The organism is Sphingobacterium sp. UBA1498 (assembly GCF_002325125.1).
Classification (GTDB): Bacteria; Bacteroidota; Bacteroidia; order Sphingobacteriales; family Sphingobacteriaceae; genus Sphingobacterium.
The window spans coordinates 289,283-308,354 of record NZ_DCRG01000005.1 but is presented as its reverse complement, the minus strand read 5'-3'; the positions used below and the strand labels follow the sequence as shown (position 1 = coordinate 308,354).

The window sequence follows — 19,072 nt, the reverse complement described above, 5'->3', positions numbered from 1 at the left end:
ATTAGACGATGCAGCGGATTTTTTGAGACTTGTTTCAGTGCGTATTAAATACCCATTTCTTTCAGAATGAACTGTGCATTATCAATTTTATCGGCAACCCAAAGGACATAACGTATGTCTACGCCGATGGATCTACTATAGCTTTCGTTCCAAGCGAAATCATTGATTGTTGCGTCATAGGCACGATCAAAATTTACGCCGATCAATTCGCCATTGGCATTCATAATTGGAGATCCTGAATTTCCTCCGGTCGTATCCATATCATATAAAATATTCACAGGGACAGATCCGAGATCTTTTTGCAGGTAAGGTCCAAAATTTTTGTTGAGATAAGCTGTTTTGATTTCTTGTGGATAGTCAAACTCAGGTAAGCCCAGGTTTCCTTTTTGAATGATTCCTTCGATCGTGGTGAACGGTTTCATATAGGTTGCGTCAGCAGGAGAATAACCTTTGATGTGACCATAAGTCAAACGTAAGGTAGAGTTTGCATCCGGAATAAAGTTTTTGGCCTGAAAGATTTCCTTAACAGCGACATAATCGCCCATTAATTTGTTGAGTACTCCTTCGCGTCTTTTCTGCTCAGCCGCGTACTCGACGATATCGTTATGTAGCTTATCCTGGAAATCCAATAATTCGTCGTTAAATTTTAGAAGCGCATCGGCATTGGCCAAGACGGTATTCAGTACATATTGTTGATCGCCAAGTTTGCTATTCTGAATGATTTCAGTCGCAAACTGCTGCGCTTTTTCATTGTTGAATTGCAATTTCTGAATAGAGGCAAGTTGATTTTTGCCCTGAAAGGCAACGGCATCTTCCAACATTTTAGCGAAAATCCGCTTATCGGCCTGTTTATTATAACTTTCGTAAGTTTCGTTGAGAGCCGTTTTTAATTTTTCGATATTGAGATCGAACAATTGTTTGGCCGATTGGGGTGACCTCTCCTTGGCCAAGAAGGCTTTCAACATGTTGATATCGCGAGCGACTTTCAATAGGCTTGTGCTGTTGTAAATGTTGTTGATCCAAAGCTCCTTTAGCGCATCTTGATCACTCAGCTCGTAATAAGCGTCAATTTCAGCAAGGAGGTTTCCATATTTATTTTTTAGTTCGGGCTTACTTAGAATAAATGCCGCCAATGCTTCGTCTTCCTGTTTTTTTGTCGAGAGCAGGTTGATACCTTTTAAACCCTTGAGTTTGCCACGATAGTTCTTTAATACATTGGCATTTCGTTTTATACGAGTGGCCAAGGATAATGCAATATCAGTATTGTCTTTTCCAGCTTCTTCCATTTGTCTATTTTGGAAGTCGTATAGATTGGATACGTAAGGTAAAAGATATTCTTGTTGATATCGGATATATTGTGCTGGGCGGTGCCGGAATGTTTTTCCGGGATAGCCGAGTATAAAAGTAAAATCATTTTCCCGTACGCCATTTGGATTGATCTTAAGGTGTTTTTTGGGCTGGTAAGGAACGTTATCTTTTGAATAAGGAGCAGATTTTCCGTTTTTGTCTACATATGCCCTCAAAAAAGAGTAATCTCCAGTGTGGCGAGGCCATACCCAGTTGTCTGTTTCTCCACCAAATTCGCCGATATTTTGACGGGGAATATAAACTAGACGAACATCCTCGATCGTTTTATAGCGAAACAACACATAACTTTTTCCGATAAACATTTCCGACACTTCGGCTTTAATGGTTGGATCCTCTTTTTCAGCTTGTTTAACCAGTTCCTGTTGTTTACGTTTGATGGTATTGATGCGTTCTACAGGATCGCTGATATTGGCCACAGCATTCAATATTTTGGCTGAAACATCTTCGTAAGAATCGGTGATTCTGATTTTTAATCCTTTAGCTTCAATCTCTTGTTCTTGGTTTTGCGCGACAAAACCATTTTTCAGGTAATTGTTTATTGCTGTACTGGCAAGCTGCACAGCCGAAAAGGCACAGTGGTGATTGGTTATAATCAGTCCACGATTGGAAACAAACGATCCTGTACATCCGCTGACTTGAACAAGGGCATCTACCAGACCGACCTGGCCAGGGTTGTAAATGTCTTTCTCACTGATCTTTAGTCCAGCTTTCTTCAACCCAGCCCTATTTAATTCACTTAATGGAAACATTCCCTCGTCCGGATTCGCCTTGGTATAAGAGCTATTTGCCACGGTTAAGAATAAAGCTAGCGCAATTGTCGTATGATTTATAAACTTCATAGGGTTTTAACTATCAACTGTTGTAAATCTCCAAATTTAAGAAAAGCATTTTGATGAAATCGATTTTTTATGCGAACAAATGTAACAATAGTGGATATATAGGGCTTTTTTGGCAAGGTATTTATTGTATAATGTACGAGCCAAATACTTATGCTGAGTTTAATTATAAAGGATTTGACTATGGTTTACGACAGGATTCGTAGTTTTGTGCTTTAAAGATAGTAAGATGACCTTAATCCAATTGGAATATATTGTAGCTGTTGATACCTACCGAAGTTTTGTTGCAGCTGCCGAAAAATGTTTTGTCACGCAGCCAACATTGAGCATGCAAATTCAAAAACTTGAAGAGTCTTTAGGAGCGAAAATCTTTGATCGCAGTCGACAGCCTGTTATTCCAACAGAAATCGGCGAGAAAATTATTCTTCAGGCTCGACTAGTCTTAACAGAAAGCCGGAAGATCAATGAAATTGTTCAAGATAAAAAAGGAGAAATTGAAGGCACGTTAAAGGTCGGTGTCATTCCAACAATTGCCCCTTATTTACTTCCAAATGTGTTGTCCACATTTATGGAGAAGTATCCGAAACTACAATTGCAGATATGGGAATATACGACAGAACGAATTGTTCATGAATTGAAAGTCGGACTTTTGGATTGTGGTGTGTTGTCAACTCCGTTAAATGACCCTGGGATATTGGAATCGCCTTTGTTTTATGAAAACTTTGTTGCTTATATTTCGACCAATAGTTCCCTATTTTCAAAGAAAATACTTAGTGGTGATGATATTGCTGACGATAAGCTTTGGTTACTTAATGAAGGCCATTGCATGCGCGGTCAAGTACTTAATATTTGTCACCACAAGCACAATCAAGATCTTACAGGAAGATTCGAGTACAATACGGGTAGTGTAGAGACGTTAAAGCGCATGGTGGATGTCAACGACGGAATTACGATATTGCCAGAATTATCGATCTGGGATTATTCTGATGAACAATTGGATCGGATCCGTTATTTCAAATCGCCAGAACCGGTACGGGAAATATCCTTGGTAACGACCCAAAATTACGTCAAAAGACATGCAATCCAGGCCTTAGAAAAAGAAATACTAGCCGTAGTGCCTGATAAATTTAAAACAAAAAAGAAGAAGGAAGTGTTGAGCTTTCAATAAGATAATATGGGAAACCTCAAAGGACGTTTTTTTAGAAAGATAGACCAAATTAACCAATGGCGGATGAAAAAAGTTTCGAACAGAAATTTTATCATTCTATTGGCATTTTTGGTGGGAATTGTTGGCGGTATCATGGCGTCTGTGCTGAAGAGGCTGACTCATTTTATTGCGGCAACTATACAAGATGATATTGATTGGAAGGTAAAGTACTCAGTCTATTTGATTTTTCCATTGATCGGGATCTTGCTTAGTGTATTTTTTGTCCGCAAGTTTTTAAAAGGGAAGAAGATGGAGCACGGTATTACACCGATCATCTATGCCATTAGTCGCAAGGGAAGCCGGTTAGACCCGAGTAATATTTATTCTCAGGTAGTCACCTCTGCCATTACCGTGGGTTTTGGTGGATCTTGTGGTTTGGAGGCTCCAGTTGCTTTGGGTGGGTCTTCTATTGGTTCTAATATAGCCCGCTTTTTTGGTTTACAGTATAAGGAAGTCACCATGTTATTGGCTTGCGGAGCCGCAGCGGGAATTTCAGGGGCGTTCAACAGCCCTTTGGCGGGAATGATTTTTGCGATTGAGATTTTACTGCCTGAATTTTCTATTCCTGTGTTTATTCCTTTATTAATTTCCTCGGCTCTGGCTTCAGTAGTGTCGCGAGTCTTGTACAATGAACCTCTATTTAGTACGTTTAATTCCGATTGGCAGGTTTCGGCGTTACTATTTTATTTGCTGCTGGCGGTACTTATTGGTCTTTATACCATTTATTTTGCGCGTGTTTCCAGAACTGTTGGAAAATGGTTTGCAAACATTAAGAATCCCTATAACAAAGTTTGGGTGAGTGGTATTTCCTTAGGTTTGATGATTTTTATATTTCCCGCATTGTACGGTGAGGGATACATTACCATACAGCAAATTCTCAACGGGCAGTTTAACTCGATTGTTAAAAATAGCTTGTTTTCGAATTATAAGGACATTGGCTTAGTGGTCTTTGGTTATACGATATTGACGTTATTTGGAAAATCCTTTGCTGCATTGTTTACATTGAATGGGGGAGGCAACGGGGGCGTTTTTGGACCAAGTTTGGTAATGGGAGGCCTGTTGGGCTTCGCGTTTTCATACGGGATAAACTTGACTGGAATTGCCGAGTTAAATGTACCAAATTTTGTGGTAGCGGGAATGGCTGGTGCTTTGAGTGGCATTATGCATGCTCCGTTAACCGGTATATTTTTGATTGCAGAGGTGACCGGAGGTTACACATTAATGGTCCCGTTGATGTTGGTATGTTCAATTTCTTATTTGATCAATCGGACCGTATTGAAACACTCCATTTATACAAAAGTATTGGCGGAATCTGGGGATCTGATTTCATATGAGGATAAGGATCGATCGGTACTAAGTATGATGCGAATAAAATATGTATTGGAAACTAATTTTGTCATCCTGCGTCCTGATGAAACACCTAAAAGTAGGCAAACGGACATTATCCATAGTAAGCGTAATATCTTTCCGGTGGTCGATTACGAGGGCAAATTTATTGGGCTTCTTTATAGCGAGTTTCTATTTTCAGCGTTATTGGGCGAAGTAGAGGGGGGAGATACGACCTTTGAAAAATTAGCTCAGAAGCCAAATGATACAGTAGGAATCAATGAAAATATGGAAATTGTGATGGCCAAAATGAATAAGGATGATACCTGGATACTTCCTGTTTTAGGGCCCGAAAACAAATATATGGGCTTCGTTTCCAAATCGAGTGTATTTAATAAGTACCGCGCATTACTGATACGTCAGGGGCATTATTTGGAATAGCTAGAACACGTCATCTTTGGTATAAGCTTTCTCGGGTAGATTTAGACCCGAGAAAGCTTAAAGAATTTCTTACCGACGCAAAGCCATGATCTTGCTGACATATTTCCCGATGATATCAAACTCGAGATTGACTGTGCTACCTACTTCCACATGTTGCAAGTTAGTATGTTCGAGTGTATATGGAATGATTGCGACTGAAAATTGATCGTCTCTTGAATCTACGACTGTCAAGCTGATACCATTTACAGTAATGGATCCCTTTTCTACGGTAATATTTTGTTTGGAGATATCGTATTGAAAGGTAAAAACATAACTACCATTTTCGTCGCGCTTGGCTATGCAACTGGCAATCTGATCAACATGCCCTTGGACGATATGTCCGTCAAATCTTCCACCAGCCAAGGTACAGCGCTCCAGGTTGATCAAGTCTCCCACTTTTAATTGTGCCAAATTTGTCTTTTGCAGCGTTTCGTCAATTGCCGTTACCTGATGAAGATCGTTGTTCAATCCCACCACGGTAAGGCATACCCCATTGTGGCTCACACTTTGGTCTATTTTAAGTTCATTGGAAATAGCGGAACTGACATAAAAATGAAGATTGCTTTTGTCCTGTTCGATATTTTCTATTTTTCCTAGCGTTTCTATAATTCCAGTAAACATGATGCTTTTTTTGATTGATTCAAAGTTACTAAATAATTAAATGAATCATCTATGTTTAGCTCCTACAAAAATGGGCAGTAAAGTTCATGAGAATAACATTAAAAAAATGTGAAAAGATTGTAGTGTACATTTTACACTTACTAATCCTTTTGTGAAGGCTATCCTAAAGCAAATTTATGGGAGTTGAAAAAAAATATAACAAAATTTTTGTTTATATCATTTGAACCATTATCTTTGTAATAGGTTTAGGTTGATTGCCTCTACAAAGAGGTATTTATAAAAGCTTAGCAGGTCGCCCGACCAATGCTAAGCTTTTTTTTAGCACCTATTTTTCATAGTTATTCCACCACATCTTGATTGTAAGTTTTTGCTTTCTTTGTTATGTCGACACTTTGTGCGGATCAGGCATAGCATGTATTCGTGAAGGTTTATTGAATAAAAGTATGGGAATATAACAAATTTACACGCTGGTTAGCTCGTGCTGATTACGTAAATTGATGATGATTACAGCGGTTAAAATAAGCAGTATGCCAAACCACTGAAATCCCGTTACGACTTCCTGCAAAACAAACATGGCAGAGAGTGTTGAAATAGGAATCTCTAGGCTTGAAATTATATTACCCATTGCTATTCCAGTTTGAGGTATGCCTTTGGTAAATAATAAAGGCGGAAGGATGGTGCCAAAGATCGCAATAAGCAGTCCCCAGGGTAATGCTTCAATTTGCATATACCGGACGATATCAATATTCCAAAATACCACGATGAGTAATAGTCCGCCGAGAACTAGGAATTGGCTGCGCACTAGACTTGGTAATTGCTTCTCTATAGAACTTGACGCATAAATCGCTAGTGCATAACTTATCCCGGCTCCGAAACCTAATAGTATTCCTTTGTAGTTAAGGGCAATATCATTTTGCAATATATTTGTAGCAAAGGCTGTTCCGAGTAGGACAATAATAACACCTATTATTTTTCCACGTGATGGGAATTTTTTTAGAAGCAATGCTTCTGCAACTAAACTAATCCAAATAGACTGCATCAGTAGAATAATCCCAATGGATACTGGAACGTATTGAATGGATAGATAATAAAGTGTTGTTGTCAGCCCTAGAGAAATGCCCCAGATCATCAATTTAATTTTCGATGAGAATTTGATGACGCTATATTCTTCTATGTTGCGTTTTGATAAAAGATTCAATGCCAACAAAACGAGAAATCCGAACATAAATTGCAAAAAGGTCAACAAGCTGGTATGTATACCTAAATGATTGGCATATTTTACAATTGTTGCAAGAAGTCCGTAACTGCAAGCACCAGCAGCGACATAGAGTGTTGATTTATAGTCCTTCATTTTGAAAATAGTTTTGAAATAAAGCCAATTGCTGTGATAATGATTTGCTCCAGTAGGCTGTATCATGTCCTCCTTTTGATTCCATATATAAGTGCTCGATATTTTTGCTGGTCAGATGCTTATGAAATGTTCTGTTCATTTCCAGCATTTGTTGGTCTTCGGTTCCACAATCGATAATATAGTGCTGCTCATTTTGCATCATCCTATCTTCATTGCTGTAAATCGGTTCGCTGTCGTTTAGAGCTTTTAAATCTCCCAGTACTTGGTCTACCTGATAGCCTTGATATCCTTTTCCGAAGCGATCGAAATCTATGGCACCGCAGGAGCTTCCGACAATTGAAAAGGTGTGCGGATAAGCTATACCGATGTGTAGCGCTCCATAACCACCCATGCTCCAGCCGAGTATCCCTCGAGCACTTCTATACGGTAAGGTGGGGTAGTGCTGGTCGATGTAGTTGACGAGTTCGGCACCGATAAAAGAGCTGTATTGTGAATGAGGATTTATGGGGCTATCCACGTACCAGGAATTGAAATTTCCATTGGGCAGAACATAAATAGTTTGAAATGTTTTTGCTTTTTGAAGTAAGTCGGGAATATCGTCCTGCAAAGTGCGGTCTGGATTGCCACTATAACCATGAAGAATATAGACCGTTTTATATTGAACTCCATGTTGGATGTCGGGTGTAACGATAATGGTCTCGATATTTTTGTCCATCTTTTCACTATGGACTTTTGTTCTGATTACCTGTTGAGCTGTTAGCGGTAGGATAAGAGCAGAGAGTAGGAGTGTGCATATTATTTTCATGTCCTAATAATTTATCTTTATAGGACAAAATTCTAAAGTTTAAATGTAGAGAACATGTACAAATGTTGATGGAATTATGATTTTAATTCTTTACGGATTCGGCTCAGCTGTGTTGGCGTTACTCCTAGATAAGACGCTATATGGTGTTGTTTCAGTCTTTTAAAAAGCGATTGATTTTTATGAAGCTCTATATATCGCTCTTTGGCAGATTTCCATTTGAGTTCAATTTCAAGTGGTTCTTTTTTTACGACCCAATTCTTTTCGAGATAAGCAATCTGAAAAAGTGCTAGATCATGGTGGGTTGCCATAAGTTCGCGAAACACTTTAGCGGAATACTGGATCAATTGGACATCTTCGAGTGCAACGATACTGAATTTACTTGGTTTTTCTTCGATGATTGCAGCAGTAGAAGCACAAAAGCTGTTTTCCTCGAAAAATAATTTGTAGACGATATTGCCATCAGCATCCGGTCTATAATAGCCTAATAGTCCCTTGCAGACGAAGTAATAGTATTTCGCATATTCTCCAGCGCGTAGGATGAGTTCGTTTTTTTTGAACTGTTTTACATGACAGATCGTTTTCAAAACTTCCGTTGTGTCCAGGCTAAGCGCCGCATAGCTATTCATTTCGAAGAGGAGTTTTTCTATCATCAGGAGCGGCTGTTAGTTTTTAATGCCTGTTAAGCCGATGGACAAAGTTAATGAAATGATCGCATGAATAACACTTTTTAGTGGATTGTATATTTCTTTATCTAAGTCGTTACGGCAGCCGATAAAAAGAGGATATTCCCTTCAAGAGCATCTGTTCATTGGTGAAATCTGTACAAGGTTTTTTTCTGCTGAGGCGAAAAACCAATTTAATACCTTCTTCAATCAAACCCTTATTTTTTTCGCGAAACTCTAGCAAATCAGTGTCCACTGATTCATCTTGGGGCAAGATTAGGCAGGTTCAAAATGGTCAAAATAAATTATGCAAAATTTTTCATCGGTTATCATATTTAGCGCGCATAACAAGATTATTAAATTCGCCTTTTAAAAAAAATCCATGGAAATAGGGGTTTTCATAAGACTCATCTAAACATTGACCGATTGGAATTTGGTATTGTAAAAGAATTGTTAGATTTGAGGACCGAATTGCACGTTAGATCCACGGAGTTCGAAAAAAATTAAGTGAGAAAGATTGGTAATATGACTCATGTTTTAACAAATTATCTGTTATCCATAACAGAACTGTCTGTGGAAGAAATTAGCTTTTCTGTACAGTTTTTCAAGCCGACTTACTTAAGAAAAGGTGATTTTTTTATCCGTGAGGATGAACCCTGCCGTTATATTGGATTTATCGCTAGCGGTGCTGTAAAAGCATACGCTTTAGATCGCGAAGGATCAGAAAATATAACCTGTTTTAAATTTGAAAATGAGTTTGTCACTTCTTTTTCGGAGTTTGTTGCGCAAAAAGAATCTAGAAGGAGTATTAGGGCAATCGAAGACAGTGTAATCTTTAGCATAAACTACGCCGATTACCAATATCTGCTACGCCAAGTGAATAGTTGGCATGGAGTTGTAAAATCTGTGATGGAGCGGGAGTATAGCCAAAAGGAAAGTTATCTGTTAAATTATAACAATAGGTCAGCTTTAGAAAAGTATCGCTATGTGCTATTGAATGAGCCGATGCTGATCCAGCGGACTGCAACGCAGGATCTGGCATCGTATTTAGGTATTACACAGCGATCGCTTACCCGGGCGAAACATCAAATATTACGATTGGGTATCTTATAGGACAAATGTCCTTTAATTCTTCTGATATGCGGTGTAGGTTTGCACAAAAAACTATGTTACGTCAAATTGCTCGCGAAGTATTCCAGCTGTCACTGCTACCACGAAACAGTGTCAATTGCTATGTTATCGAAGGTGTATTGGTCGACTCCGGAATACGGAACTCCTATAGCACTATCCAGAAAGCACTTCAGGAAATCCCCATTTACCAGCATGTACTCACTCATGCTCATCCGGACCACCAAGGCTGTTCGGATCAGGTGTGCGCTGAGTTTGCGATACCCTTATTATGTCATCCCGATGAAGTTTTTAGGACCGAAACGGGCTTGGTCACTAAAGACTATCCCAATCGGCATCATTGGATAGCAAAGCTACAGCAGAAGTATTGGGCAGGTCAGGGGCATGCCGTGAGCCGTACAGTTGTTGAAAATGATACGATTGGAAACTTTAGGATAATAGAGACACCGGGACATTCTACTGGGCATATTTCTTTGTTCCGCGAACATGATGGTGTACTGATCATCGGTGATGCAGCAACAAATATGAGTTTGCTTACGACAAAGTCTGGTTTGCACCTGCCGCCAAATTTATTCACTTCGGATCAACAGCTCAACATTAGATCACTCGAGAAGTTAGCAAAACTGGCCCCATCCATTATCTGTTTTGGACATGGCCCCGTTATGAGAAATACAGATCGGAAGTTTGAGCGGTTCGTCACTGAATGCAGCAGTAAGTTTTAGTTTATTAGGAAAAATCAATTACGAATACCGACGAGCTTAAACAAAGAAAAGCTAATCGTAAGATTAGCTTTTCTTTTGTGATCCCGCTGGGATTCGAACCCAGGACCCATACATTAAAAGTGTATTGCTCTACCAGCTGAGCTACGGAATCTTACTTCTTATTTATGAACTACCGTTCCTTGTTTGAAGTGATGCAAAGATAGGGTTAATCCCTATTTCTCGCAAGTATTTATGTGATAAAAATGCGGTCTAGCTCTTTACGGCTTCATTTTTAGTGATTTATTTTTTGTTTTAGGAGAGGAATTCCCGGTCTTCTTCCGATAATTGGGGCTTTCGTTCGCTGCTCTCTTCGTCAGATTCGTCTATATTGTCCTGTTCATACACCTCTTGTTTCTTCTTTCCGATTTTTAGAACGAATACAAATGCGATTCCGGCAATAAAAAAGGCTAATAGCAGCTTCCATAGTGCGACCTGTGTTTCTCCGAGAAAATTGAGCGGCACCGATTGTGGGTTTTTGACACAGACCACTGTGACGCTCACCGTTATGAAAATTAAAAAGATATTACGCATGTTTCTATAGACTATGTATCATTATTATAACAGCGAATATAGGGAATATCTGTTTTTAATTGATGTCGATCTTTGCACGATTTAAGCGTAGTGAACTTAAGATAACCGAAACTGAACTGAAACTCATGGCAGCGGCAGCAATCATCGGTGACAGTAGAATTACGAACGATGGATACAGCAGACCTGACACCACTGGAATACCGTGCGCGTTATAGAGAAAGGCAAAACCTAAATTTTCCTTATATTATGCAATATTTGTGACTTAGAAGCTTTGCCTTGGCCTTTTAATTCGCCACGCTAGGGAAGATATCCAACCCTGTTGAAAAAAAGACCAGCAGGTATAAACGAAAACTGGTAAACATAACATGAGCTGTACTCATCCGGACCAACTTTGAAGCATAATTTTTCCTACTGGATTGCCGGAAAGCATTTCGCCCATGGAAAGCATAAATATAGGAATAGTAAATAGTATGGAAATCCATAATTTCATACGTAGATCACGATATGTTTGATCTTCTGCCTCATCACTACCATTCGCCATAGTTACTAAGTCAATTTCGCATATGGGACAATTTCCTGGATGCTCCTGTACAATTTCGGGATGCATGGGACAGGTATATTGATGGTTCGTCTGCTCGATCGTTGTGCTATATTTTTCGCAGGACATACCGGAAAGTTTATAGTGGTGTTGCATAGCGTTATCTTTGTCGAATAAAGTTAACGGTTATTTTAGCTGGGAATTTACATTATTATCAGGATCTATTGTAAAATTTTTGCAGGTTAATAGGTATTTTTCGGTAGGCTTCCATCTTGTCAGCAGAACTATTTATCGCCTTAAGGTGGTAGATTGCGATGTCAAAAGAATTTTACTGAATTCACGCTATACTACGCATAATAGGAGGGCTTTCGTGTTGTCGTTGAGATAATCAGTATATGAGATTAAGATAGGAGCATTGCATGTGGATGTTTGATCAAGGTGCTGATGGTTGCTTCATTTTTCAGGATTTCTTCATGAAAAGGAGCAGGAATCATCAGTTTAAATGTTTTTCGAGCAGTTTTTATCATAAAAAGGGCACCGTGTACGATCTGTTTATCGTCAATGATCATAGTATGTTGCTTTGCCACCTGACTGCCTAATTTTTCCTTTTCTATAACTTGTAAAAGTTGCTGCATTGTTTTAAAATATTTAGCCAAAATTACTAAATACTTAGCATTTTTTGCTTTTTTTTCTGGACGTCGTTATTTTAAATTTGGTCCTTGCTTTCTGTTTTTATTGTTTTTTTTATAGCTAATAAACGTTTTAGCAAAAAAAAGTTTGCAAAATTAAGTGCAAACGATTGCGTATTTATGTTGCTAAAATGCTCGCTATTAAAGCGATGTGTTGGCTAAAACTTGCTTAACTTTTTTAGCTTTGTGCAACAAATATCCAATAAAACAATATTATGAGTGGTATAACTACATTAGGTCAATTTATTATTGAAAAACAGGCTGATTTTCCATATGCCAAAGGTGAGCTCTCCCGTCTCTTACGCGATATTGGGATCGCAGCAAAGATTGTAAATAGAGAGGTTAATAAGGCCGGATTAGTTGATATTTTAGGTGACGCCGGACAAGTTAATGTACAAGGAGAAGGACAAAAGAAGCTGGATGTTTATGCGGATGAACAATTTATTAATGCATTGCAAAGTGGGGGAGAGTGTTGTGTGGTTGCGTCTGAGGAACATGAAAATCCAGTGTATATCCAATCTGGGATTTCCAAAAATGCGAAATATATTGTATGTATTGACCCATTGGATGGTTCAAGCAATATTGATGTAAATGTGTCTGTCGGGACAATCTTCTCTATCTACAGGAGGATATCTGACACGGGCGTTTCCTGCAATAGCAATGACATTTTACAGCACGGGACAAAGCAGGTAGCGGCTGGTTATGTGATCTATGGTAGTTCGACGATGTTAGTATACACGACAGGAAAGGGTGTAAATGGCTTCACATTGGATCCTTCGATCGGTGAGTTTTGTTTATCTCATCCAGATATGAAAATTCCTGCTTCAGGTCAGATCTACTCGATTAACGAGGGTAATTATTCTAAATTTCCGAACGGGGTAAAGCAGTATATTAAATATTGCCAAACGGAAGATCGTGCAACGCAGCGGCCATATGCTTCGCGGTATATTGGCTCAATGGTGGCGGATATTCACCGCAATCTCCTTAAGGGAGGAATCTTTCTTTATCCAACAACCTCTGCACATCCTAATGGCAAATTGAGATTGATGTATGAATGCAACCCCATTGCATTCATTATTGAGCAGGCAGGGGGCAAAGCTTCTAATGGCGCTCAGCGTATACTGGATATTGAACCTACAACTTTGCATCAACGATCAGCTGCTTTTTTGGGTAATACCGATATGGTCGAACTACTGGAAGATTTCTTAAAAAAATACATTGATTGAATCTGTAGTAATTCAATGACAGGTAAGATTCTTTAGACCATAAGAATTATTTATCTTTACACTCAGAAAATGGCTTCATTATTGCTGAGCCATTTCTTTTCATGATTTGTCGTATGTTACGTTTTTCAGTGTTTGTTTCGTTTGTTTCAGTAGTGTTTTTTTCTTGTAAAGAGAATCCTCCTACATATGGCGATGTTTTGGCGAAGGGGTTTGAAAATAAATCCTATAAAGATTTTGATACAATTGCGTATGTAAAAATCTTCCATGAAGTGTACAGTAAGGAAAAATCGAAGTTGGTTAATCCAAGCTGGATGAAGGAATTAGCTGATTCTACGGACGGCATGACTTTAATTTCGGAACATCTCTTTGATGGTAGCATTGATACATTGCTGGCGTATTTTGAACGAAGTGAGGAACATGGCATTCGTACTAGTTATTTCCATACTTCAGCCATTAAAGAAACCTTGTTTTCTCTGCGGAAGCTGAAAACTAAAGAGGTTGCGGAGGTCTACCCTTTATTAGCTAAGCTTGATTTATTGAGCACAGATGGACTGGTAGCTTATGTAAGTAGCTTAAAGTATGGTGTTGTCAACCCCAAGCGGCTCTATGGACGATATTTTGTTCCTCAAAAGCGCATGAACTATAGCAAAGTTGTGCACTTGCTGGACAGTGTGAAAATTGGAACTGTATTGACTGATATCCAACCTAAAAACCAATACTACGTTAAGTTTCAGAATCTGTTGCAAAGTGGAAATTTATCTGGTACGCAACGGAGCCAAGTGCTAATGATATTGGAAAAATTACGTTGGATGGGACAGGATTTTCCAGAAAGATATGTCTTTGTTAATATCCCTGAACAGCGTCTGCATATTATGGAAGATGGAAAGACAATCCAATTAATGAATGTATGCGTAGGTGAAACAGAAAATCCCGCCTATTCACGAAAAGGCGAGAACCATGAAACTCCTGTTATGCAGGGCATGTTGGATGCCATGCAAGTTAATCCGGTGTGGAATATTCCAAATAGTATTGTTAAAAAGGAGATATTAGCAAGCGTCCGAAATAATCCAAACTACCTGGCGTCGCGCAACATGGTTGCTTATTACAAAGGTAAACAAGTGGATCCTGCCACTGTCAACTGGAATTCCGATTCTGTCGAGAACTTTCGTTTTAAACAGAATCCAGGTTCGGATAATTCCTTGGGGAATGTGAAATTTTTATTTGAGAATCCATATTCCATTTACCTACACGACACGCCGGCAAAGCAAATGTTCGGGCAAAGTAATCGAGCCGTCAGCCACGGCTGTGTTCGTGTGGAAAAACCCGTGGATTTGGCATCTTACCTCGTCAATAATGAGAAACAGGCCGAAAAAATTGCGAAGGAAATTACCACAGATTCGATTTCGAAGTCTCGTTGGGTCACTCTTAAACGCCAGATGCCAGTTTACATCACCTATTATACGACTTGGTTGGATGATGGAGGGAACATTGTTACATATCCTGATATCTATGGTTATGATCCGCGCTTGAAAGAGGCGTTAAAGAGATATTGGGCTAACTAATAGCAATGGCTTAACACCTCGAGTTAAGCCTTTGCTATTAGTTAGTATTGGGAGTTATAGGCAAGTGCTATCCGAACAAAAGGATAATCTTTGTTCACATTGTTATGGTCTTGATAGTGACCTTCCAATCTGAAGTAGCCGGAGTAAAGGTTTACACCGAAGTTTTTCCAGATACGCATGGAAGCGCTCGTGGATGCGGTATGTAGAAAATGGTGCGACTTATTGCCACTGATGGTTACAAAATAACCACCACGATAGTCTACACCAAATTTAAAGCAATTTAATGTGCTCAATGTGGCTGAAGCGCGAACATCTGCTCCGGGACCATAATCATATGTACGGCTTTCACCAAAATGGAGATAGGGATCTGGTACAGCGGCTAATACCACAGGGCCACCGCCAAGAATGGTTGTTAGCTTGCTACGGCTGCCGATATTGAAGTTGGAAAAGACATTATAATTGATACTCTGTGATCCATAGTAAAAAGCTTCGTTGCGTAGGAAGTCGAAATGTGCAGACACTATGCCACGGTGGCGGCCTGTTAAATTAGATAGAATACGACTACCATATAGCGAGGCATATACATTGACAGCATTAACGATAGAACTATCATCTGATCCAAGTTCTAAGTTGAGGAAGAAGTCATCAAAAGGTTTCTTTTTATCTAAATCATCGTTTGTATAAATCAATTTGATACGTGCGTAGATATCATTTTTCCCTTTATTTAATACATCGTGTTCCTTGGCGTCAAAGCGCCTTAGCCCCAATTCAACTTCGGTGTGAACCAAGGAACTGTCGATAACGGCACCTTTGACCTTATTGCCCCAGCGCCCATCCAGAAGCCGATTAAGCCCATTTATTGGATTGATCAGCATCGCCAGTAGCTCTTTTTTATTGCGCTGTCCTTTGGTCAAACTTGGGCGGGAAAGAATATGATGCGATAGTCTATGGGTCATTTCACCTAAAATTGTTCCACCAAAGCTTGTATTGATGATATCATTGATGGAAGGTGGCTCGGTTTCACCTGCAGTCTCCCAGATATAGCTACCGGCAACGGTGGCAGCTGTTGATTGCAGGAAACTATAATTGTTGGATCGAAACGAATTGAAATAAAACTGCCCATGATAGGGGTGTGCCATTTGGTTTGTTGCGAAAAGATTATCATCCCACGTCCACGCTGAGAGTTTTAAATGGCTGAAAAAATTTTTAAAAGAAATATGCGAAACGGGATCTTTACGGATGAAGTAATTTACGGAGGCTGGAATGGCCTGGATGGAAAACCATTCAATTCCAGCTCTTAAAAAGTTTTTTTTCTGATAATCGAATATACTGTCAGTTTGTTGTGTGTTGAAGATGGGATGGTGTTCCCACAATTGCGGATTGTTATCGTGGAGCACGTTATATTTATCGAAAAGTTTAAATAGAGACAGACGTTCCGAAGGTATTAGCGAGTCGCTATCGGCTAGAATTGCTGCTCTGCTGCTCCCGAGCTGAACAAGCATGAGATAGAAAAATATAATAAGACTATAATGAAAGCTAATCGCGCGTAGTTTGAAAGAGATAAACATACTGTTTTGCAATAAAATTTGTAAAGAATAACAAATATAGCATAAAAGTGTTTGTGCGATTAGTACCTTTGATGCGTTTTATCGTGGTTCAAGTAATTTAGAAATGAACAATACCTTCGACATAGTTAATATAAAATCGATCAATCTTAAGAATGAGCTGTTCGCCGGACTAACAGTTGCAATGACGATGATTCCGGAGTCGCTCTCTTTTGCTATTTTAGCGGGACTGCCACCTTTAACGGGACTTTATGCCGCATTCTTGATGGGGTTGGTTACTTCCATTCTGGGCGGTAGGCCTGGAATGGTATCCGGGGGTGCGGGAGCCACTGTGGTTGTCTTGATGGCGCTTGCAGCAAGCCATGGAATAGATTATCTCTTTGCTGCAGTTGTATTGGCTGGCATTTTTCAATTTTTGGTAGGGCTATTTAGGTGGGGAAAATTTGTGCGCTTAATTCCCCAGCCTGTGATGTATGGCTTTTTGAATGGTTTGGCCATAATCATATTTATGGCTCAAGTGGTGCAATTTAAAGTAAGCTCTGGAAGCGACGCGGTATGGATGTCGGGAACAACGTTGTACATCATGGGCGGACTGACTTTGTTGACGATGCTGATTGTAATTGGATTTCCGCGTATCACAAAGGCCATCCCCGCCTCGTTGGTTGCCATTCTGATGGTATTTGGTGTAGTGTCTCTTTTAGGTATTCCAACAAAGAAAGTCGTTGACATAGCATCCGTCAGTGGAACTTTACCGCGTTTACATGTGCCCATGGTTCCTTGGAATTGGGAAACCTTGCAGCTGATTTTTCCGTATTCATTGGTAATGGCAGGAGTCGGACTGGTGGAATCGCTGTTGACACTGAACATGGTCGATGAAATTACAGCGACAAAAGGAAATGCGAACCGTGAATCTATGGCACAGGGGATAGCGAATGCAATCAATGGATTTTTTGGCGGAATGGGGGGATGTGCCATGGTCGCGCAAACATTGGTCAATTTAAATGCTGGTGCACGTACACGGCTTTCTTCTTTTATAGGAGCAATGACCATCTTACTGATTATTTTAATAGGAGCGCCTTTTATTGAGCAGATACCAATGGCAGCGCTGGTCGGTGTGATGATGATGGTAGCGATTGGAACCTTCCAATGGGTGAGTTTACGTATTGTCAATAAATTTCCCAAATCAGATATTTTCGTGGGGATACTTGTCGCAGCGATTACAGTGATCTTGCATAATTTGGCACTTGCGGTGCTCATCGGTGTAGTCATATCTGCACTTGTATTTGCTTGGGATAATGCAAAGCGTATTCGGGCAAGAAAATATATGGATTCGGAAGGTATTATGCATTATGAAATATATGGGCCACTTTTTTTCGGTTCTACAGCTAATTTTTTGGATAAATTTGACGTTTTAAACGATCCCGAACGTGTTATATTAGATTTTAAGGAAAGCAGGGTAGTGGATATGTCTGCTGTGGATGCACTTAACAAAGTTACCGAGCGCTACGCCGCACAAGGGAAAAGAATAGAACTTTGGCACCTCAGTGAGGACTGCCGTTCTCTATTGAAAAATGCTACTGGTGTTGTGGTGGTTAATATCATGGAAGATCCAACCTATCACGTCATGCCGAGGACTTAGACTGCTGCTTTTTTTTGTAATTCAATAAATAATTCGTTTCCCTGTCGCTGTGGAATGCTATTGGAAGAATCTATTAGCTGCAAAATGTCAAATTCGGATTGGAATAGCTGCTGATATTCCTCTTGATTCCCTCCGAAAGGAGGCCCTTGCTGAGCGAATTCCCTTTTAAACAGCAATCCTATAAGGATACCGTGAGGCTTCAACAGGGTAAGCATTTGCCGTACATAGCTTGTACGTAATGATGGGTGGAGAGCACAAAAAAAGGTCTGTTCAATAATGTAGTCGTATTGGCCCTGATGCTGAAAGAAATCTTGACATATTACCTGAACATCGGGGCTGACTGCGAATTCTTCGCTGACTTTTTCAACCAAGCTTGGTGCAATATCCAATAATGTTATTTGACTGAATCCTTTATCCAGAAGAGCTTTAGCCTCATGCGCATTCCCACAACCAGGAATTAAAATACGCGCATTTTTGGCAATGGATTCTTCAGTGTAGCTAACGATTGCAGGAGAGGCATATCCAATATCCCATCCCGTTTCTTTGTTCTTGTAACGATCGTCCCAATAGTTTCCATCTAACAATGAAGAATTCATATCTTTTTCCTTATAAATGAGCAAGTTAAATAAACATTATGTCAGTATCGAAATAAATCGTTCGATAACCGCGGGTATTTGCGGATGCTGCTCTATTTACTTGCTAAATTAATATTATCTTTGCGTACCGTAAAATAGATAAAGGATAAATGATCGACTTCAAGAGATACATTGTTTTTTA

17 protein-coding genes, 1 tRNA gene and 1 pseudogene are annotated in these 19,072 nt (G+C 39.6%); 7 read left to right on the top strand and 12 right to left on the bottom strand.

Annotated features, from left to right (window positions below):
* Nucleotides 1–44: 44 nt before the first annotated feature.
* Nucleotides 45–2,207, bottom strand: a complete 2,163-nt coding sequence (locus B3139_RS06220) for a S46 family peptidase (RefSeq protein WP_293880883.1) — start codon at nucleotides 2,205–2,207, stop codon at nucleotides 45–47.
* 226 nt (nucleotides 2,208–2,433) lie between these two features.
* Between B3139_RS06220 and B3139_RS06215 the strand changes: the two genes are divergently transcribed.
* Nucleotides 2,434–3,372, top strand: coding sequence for a hydrogen peroxide-inducible genes activator (locus B3139_RS06215; protein ID WP_293880881.1), 939 nt, complete (start codon nucleotides 2,434–2,436; stop codon nucleotides 3,370–3,372).
* 6 nt (nucleotides 3,373–3,378) lie between these two features.
* Nucleotides 3,379–5,178 (top strand): chloride channel protein, encoded by a 1,800-nt coding sequence (locus B3139_RS06210; RefSeq protein ID WP_293880879.1) that lies wholly within the window; start codon nucleotides 3,379–3,381, stop codon nucleotides 5,176–5,178.
* A gap of 69 nt (nucleotides 5,179–5,247) precedes the next feature.
* Here B3139_RS06210 and B3139_RS06205 read toward each other — a convergent pair whose 3' ends face one another.
* From B3139_RS06205 to B3139_RS06190, 4 genes are all read right to left on the bottom strand, one after another.
* Nucleotides 5,248–5,838, bottom strand: coding sequence for a riboflavin synthase (locus B3139_RS06205; protein WP_293880877.1), 591 nt, complete (start codon nucleotides 5,836–5,838; stop codon nucleotides 5,248–5,250).
* A gap of 460 nt (nucleotides 5,839–6,298) precedes the next feature.
* Nucleotides 6,299–7,189, bottom strand: coding sequence for an EamA family transporter (locus B3139_RS06200; RefSeq protein WP_293880875.1), 891 nt, complete (start codon nucleotides 7,187–7,189; stop codon nucleotides 6,299–6,301).
* On the bottom strand, nucleotides 7,176–7,994 hold the full coding sequence (locus tag B3139_RS06195; RefSeq protein WP_293880873.1) for an alpha/beta hydrolase: 819 nt from the start codon (nucleotides 7,992–7,994) through the stop codon (nucleotides 7,176–7,178). Before B3139_RS06195 ends, B3139_RS06200 begins: the two co-directional genes overlap by 14 nt.
* Before the next feature lie 74 nt (nucleotides 7,995–8,068).
* On the bottom strand, nucleotides 8,069–8,644 hold the full coding sequence (locus B3139_RS06190) for a Crp/Fnr family transcriptional regulator (RefSeq protein WP_293880871.1): 576 nt from the start codon (nucleotides 8,642–8,644) through the stop codon (nucleotides 8,069–8,071).
* A gap of 537 nt (nucleotides 8,645–9,181) precedes the next feature.
* Between B3139_RS06190 and B3139_RS06185 the strand changes: the two genes are divergently transcribed.
* Both B3139_RS06185 and B3139_RS06180 read left to right on the top strand, forming a co-directional pair.
* Nucleotides 9,182–9,769 carry a Crp/Fnr family transcriptional regulator gene (locus B3139_RS06185; RefSeq protein WP_293880869.1) on the top strand — a complete coding sequence of 196 codons (588 nt, stop codon included), beginning with the start codon at nucleotides 9,182–9,184 and terminating at the stop codon, nucleotides 9,767–9,769.
* 53 nt (nucleotides 9,770–9,822) lie between these two features.
* Complete coding sequence (locus B3139_RS06180; RefSeq protein ID WP_293880867.1) at nucleotides 9,823–10,506, top strand: MBL fold metallo-hydrolase; 684 nt, start codon at nucleotides 9,823–9,825, stop codon at nucleotides 10,504–10,506.
* A 78-nt stretch (nucleotides 10,507–10,584) separates the two neighbouring features.
* On the opposite strand, the gene B3139_RS06175 is transcribed toward B3139_RS06180, so the two are convergent.
* The 5 genes and pseudogenes from B3139_RS06175 to B3139_RS06155 all read right to left on the bottom strand — a co-directional run bounded on the left by B3139_RS06175 (nucleotide 10,585) and on the right by B3139_RS06155 (nucleotide 12,249).
* A tRNA-Lys gene (locus tag B3139_RS06175) sits at nucleotides 10,585–10,657 on the bottom strand.
* A gap of 140 nt (nucleotides 10,658–10,797) precedes the next feature.
* Nucleotides 10,798–11,076 (bottom strand): LapA family protein, encoded by a 279-nt coding sequence (locus B3139_RS06170; RefSeq protein ID WP_293880865.1) that lies wholly within the window; start codon nucleotides 11,074–11,076, stop codon nucleotides 10,798–10,800.
* A gap of 55 nt (nucleotides 11,077–11,131) precedes the next feature.
* Nucleotides 11,132–11,317: pseudogene (locus B3139_RS21535) on the bottom strand (hypothetical protein); the annotation flags it as partial.
* A gap of 135 nt (nucleotides 11,318–11,452) precedes the next feature.
* A complete protein-coding gene (locus B3139_RS06160) occupies nucleotides 11,453–11,770 on the bottom strand; it encodes a heavy metal-binding domain-containing protein (protein WP_293880861.1) in 318 nt (105 codons plus the stop codon).
* Between the two features lie 245 nt (nucleotides 11,771–12,015).
* Nucleotides 12,016–12,249 (bottom strand): hypothetical protein, encoded by a 234-nt coding sequence (locus B3139_RS06155; RefSeq protein WP_293880859.1) that lies wholly within the window; start codon nucleotides 12,247–12,249, stop codon nucleotides 12,016–12,018.
* A 269-nt stretch (nucleotides 12,250–12,518) separates the two neighbouring features.
* Between B3139_RS06155 and fbp the strand changes: the two genes are divergently transcribed.
* Complete coding sequence (gene fbp, locus B3139_RS06150) at nucleotides 12,519–13,529, top strand: class 1 fructose-bisphosphatase (RefSeq protein WP_209575568.1); 1,011 nt, start codon at nucleotides 12,519–12,521, stop codon at nucleotides 13,527–13,529.
* A 113-nt stretch (nucleotides 13,530–13,642) separates the two neighbouring features.
* A complete protein-coding gene (locus B3139_RS06145) occupies nucleotides 13,643–15,091 on the top strand; it encodes a L,D-transpeptidase family protein (RefSeq protein WP_293880855.1) in 1,449 nt (482 codons plus the stop codon).
* A 41-nt stretch (nucleotides 15,092–15,132) separates the two neighbouring features.
* Here B3139_RS06145 and B3139_RS06140 read toward each other — a convergent pair whose 3' ends face one another.
* Nucleotides 15,133–16,659, bottom strand: a complete 1,527-nt coding sequence (locus tag B3139_RS06140; RefSeq protein ID WP_293880853.1) for a DUF3943 domain-containing protein — start codon at nucleotides 16,657–16,659, stop codon at nucleotides 15,133–15,135.
* Between the two features lie 103 nt (nucleotides 16,660–16,762).
* On the opposite strand from B3139_RS06140, the gene B3139_RS06135 reads away from it, so the two are divergent.
* The gene (locus B3139_RS06135) at nucleotides 16,763–18,295 is read left to right on the top strand and encodes a SulP family inorganic anion transporter (RefSeq protein WP_293880851.1); all 1,533 of its coding nucleotides are present in this window, start codon (nucleotides 16,763–16,765) and stop codon (nucleotides 18,293–18,295) included.
* Here the strand turns inward: B3139_RS06135 and B3139_RS06130 are convergent.
* Nucleotides 18,292–18,891: a methyltransferase domain-containing protein gene (locus tag B3139_RS06130; RefSeq protein ID WP_293880849.1), complete on the bottom strand. Its 600-nt coding sequence runs from the start codon at nucleotides 18,889–18,891 to the stop codon at nucleotides 18,292–18,294. The genes B3139_RS06135 and B3139_RS06130 overlap by 4 nt on opposite strands.
* Nucleotides 18,892–19,072: the final 181 nt, after the last annotated feature.

Excerpts from the sequence above, each read along its gene's own strand:
- B3139_RS06220 (WP_293880883.1), bottom strand. The coding sequence starts at position 2,207 with ATGAAGTTTATAAATCATACGACAATTGCGCTAGCTTTATTCTTAACC.
- B3139_RS06215 (WP_293880881.1), top strand. The coding sequence starts at position 2,434 with ATGACCTTAATCCAATTGGAATATATTGTAGCTGTTGATACCTACCGA.
- B3139_RS06210 (WP_293880879.1), top strand. The coding sequence starts at position 3,379 with ATGGGAAACCTCAAAGGACGTTTTTTTAGAAAGATAGACCAAATTAAC.
- B3139_RS06205 (WP_293880877.1), bottom strand. The coding sequence starts at position 5,838 with ATGTTTACTGGAATTATAGAAACGCTAGGAAAAATAGAAAATATCGAA.
- B3139_RS06200 (WP_293880875.1), bottom strand. The coding sequence starts at position 7,189 with ATGAAGGACTATAAATCAACACTCTATGTCGCTGCTGGTGCTTGCAGT.
- B3139_RS06195 (WP_293880873.1), bottom strand. The coding sequence starts at position 7,994 with ATGAAAATAATATGCACACTCCTACTCTCTGCTCTTATCCTACCGCTA.
- B3139_RS06190 (WP_293880871.1), bottom strand. The coding sequence starts at position 8,644 with ATGATAGAAAAACTCCTCTTCGAAATGAATAGCTATGCGGCGCTTAGC.
- B3139_RS06185 (WP_293880869.1), top strand. The coding sequence starts at position 9,182 with ATGACTCATGTTTTAACAAATTATCTGTTATCCATAACAGAACTGTCT.
- B3139_RS06180 (WP_293880867.1), top strand. The coding sequence starts at position 9,823 with ATGTTACGTCAAATTGCTCGCGAAGTATTCCAGCTGTCACTGCTACCA.
- B3139_RS06170 (WP_293880865.1), bottom strand. The coding sequence starts at position 11,076 with ATGCGTAATATCTTTTTAATTTTCATAACGGTGAGCGTCACAGTGGTC.
- B3139_RS06160 (WP_293880861.1), bottom strand. The coding sequence starts at position 11,770 with ATGCAACACCACTATAAACTTTCCGGTATGTCCTGCGAAAAATATAGC.
- B3139_RS06155 (WP_293880859.1), bottom strand. The coding sequence starts at position 12,249 with ATGCAGCAACTTTTACAAGTTATAGAAAAGGAAAAATTAGGCAGTCAG.
- fbp (WP_209575568.1), top strand. The coding sequence starts at position 12,519 with ATGAGTGGTATAACTACATTAGGTCAATTTATTATTGAAAAACAGGCT.
- B3139_RS06145 (WP_293880855.1), top strand. The coding sequence starts at position 13,643 with ATGTTACGTTTTTCAGTGTTTGTTTCGTTTGTTTCAGTAGTGTTTTTT.
- B3139_RS06140 (WP_293880853.1), bottom strand. The coding sequence starts at position 16,659 with ATGTTTATCTCTTTCAAACTACGCGCGATTAGCTTTCATTATAGTCTT.
- B3139_RS06135 (WP_293880851.1), top strand. The coding sequence starts at position 16,763 with ATGAACAATACCTTCGACATAGTTAATATAAAATCGATCAATCTTAAG.
- B3139_RS06130 (WP_293880849.1), bottom strand. The coding sequence starts at position 18,891 with ATGAATTCTTCATTGTTAGATGGAAACTATTGGGACGATCGTTACAAG.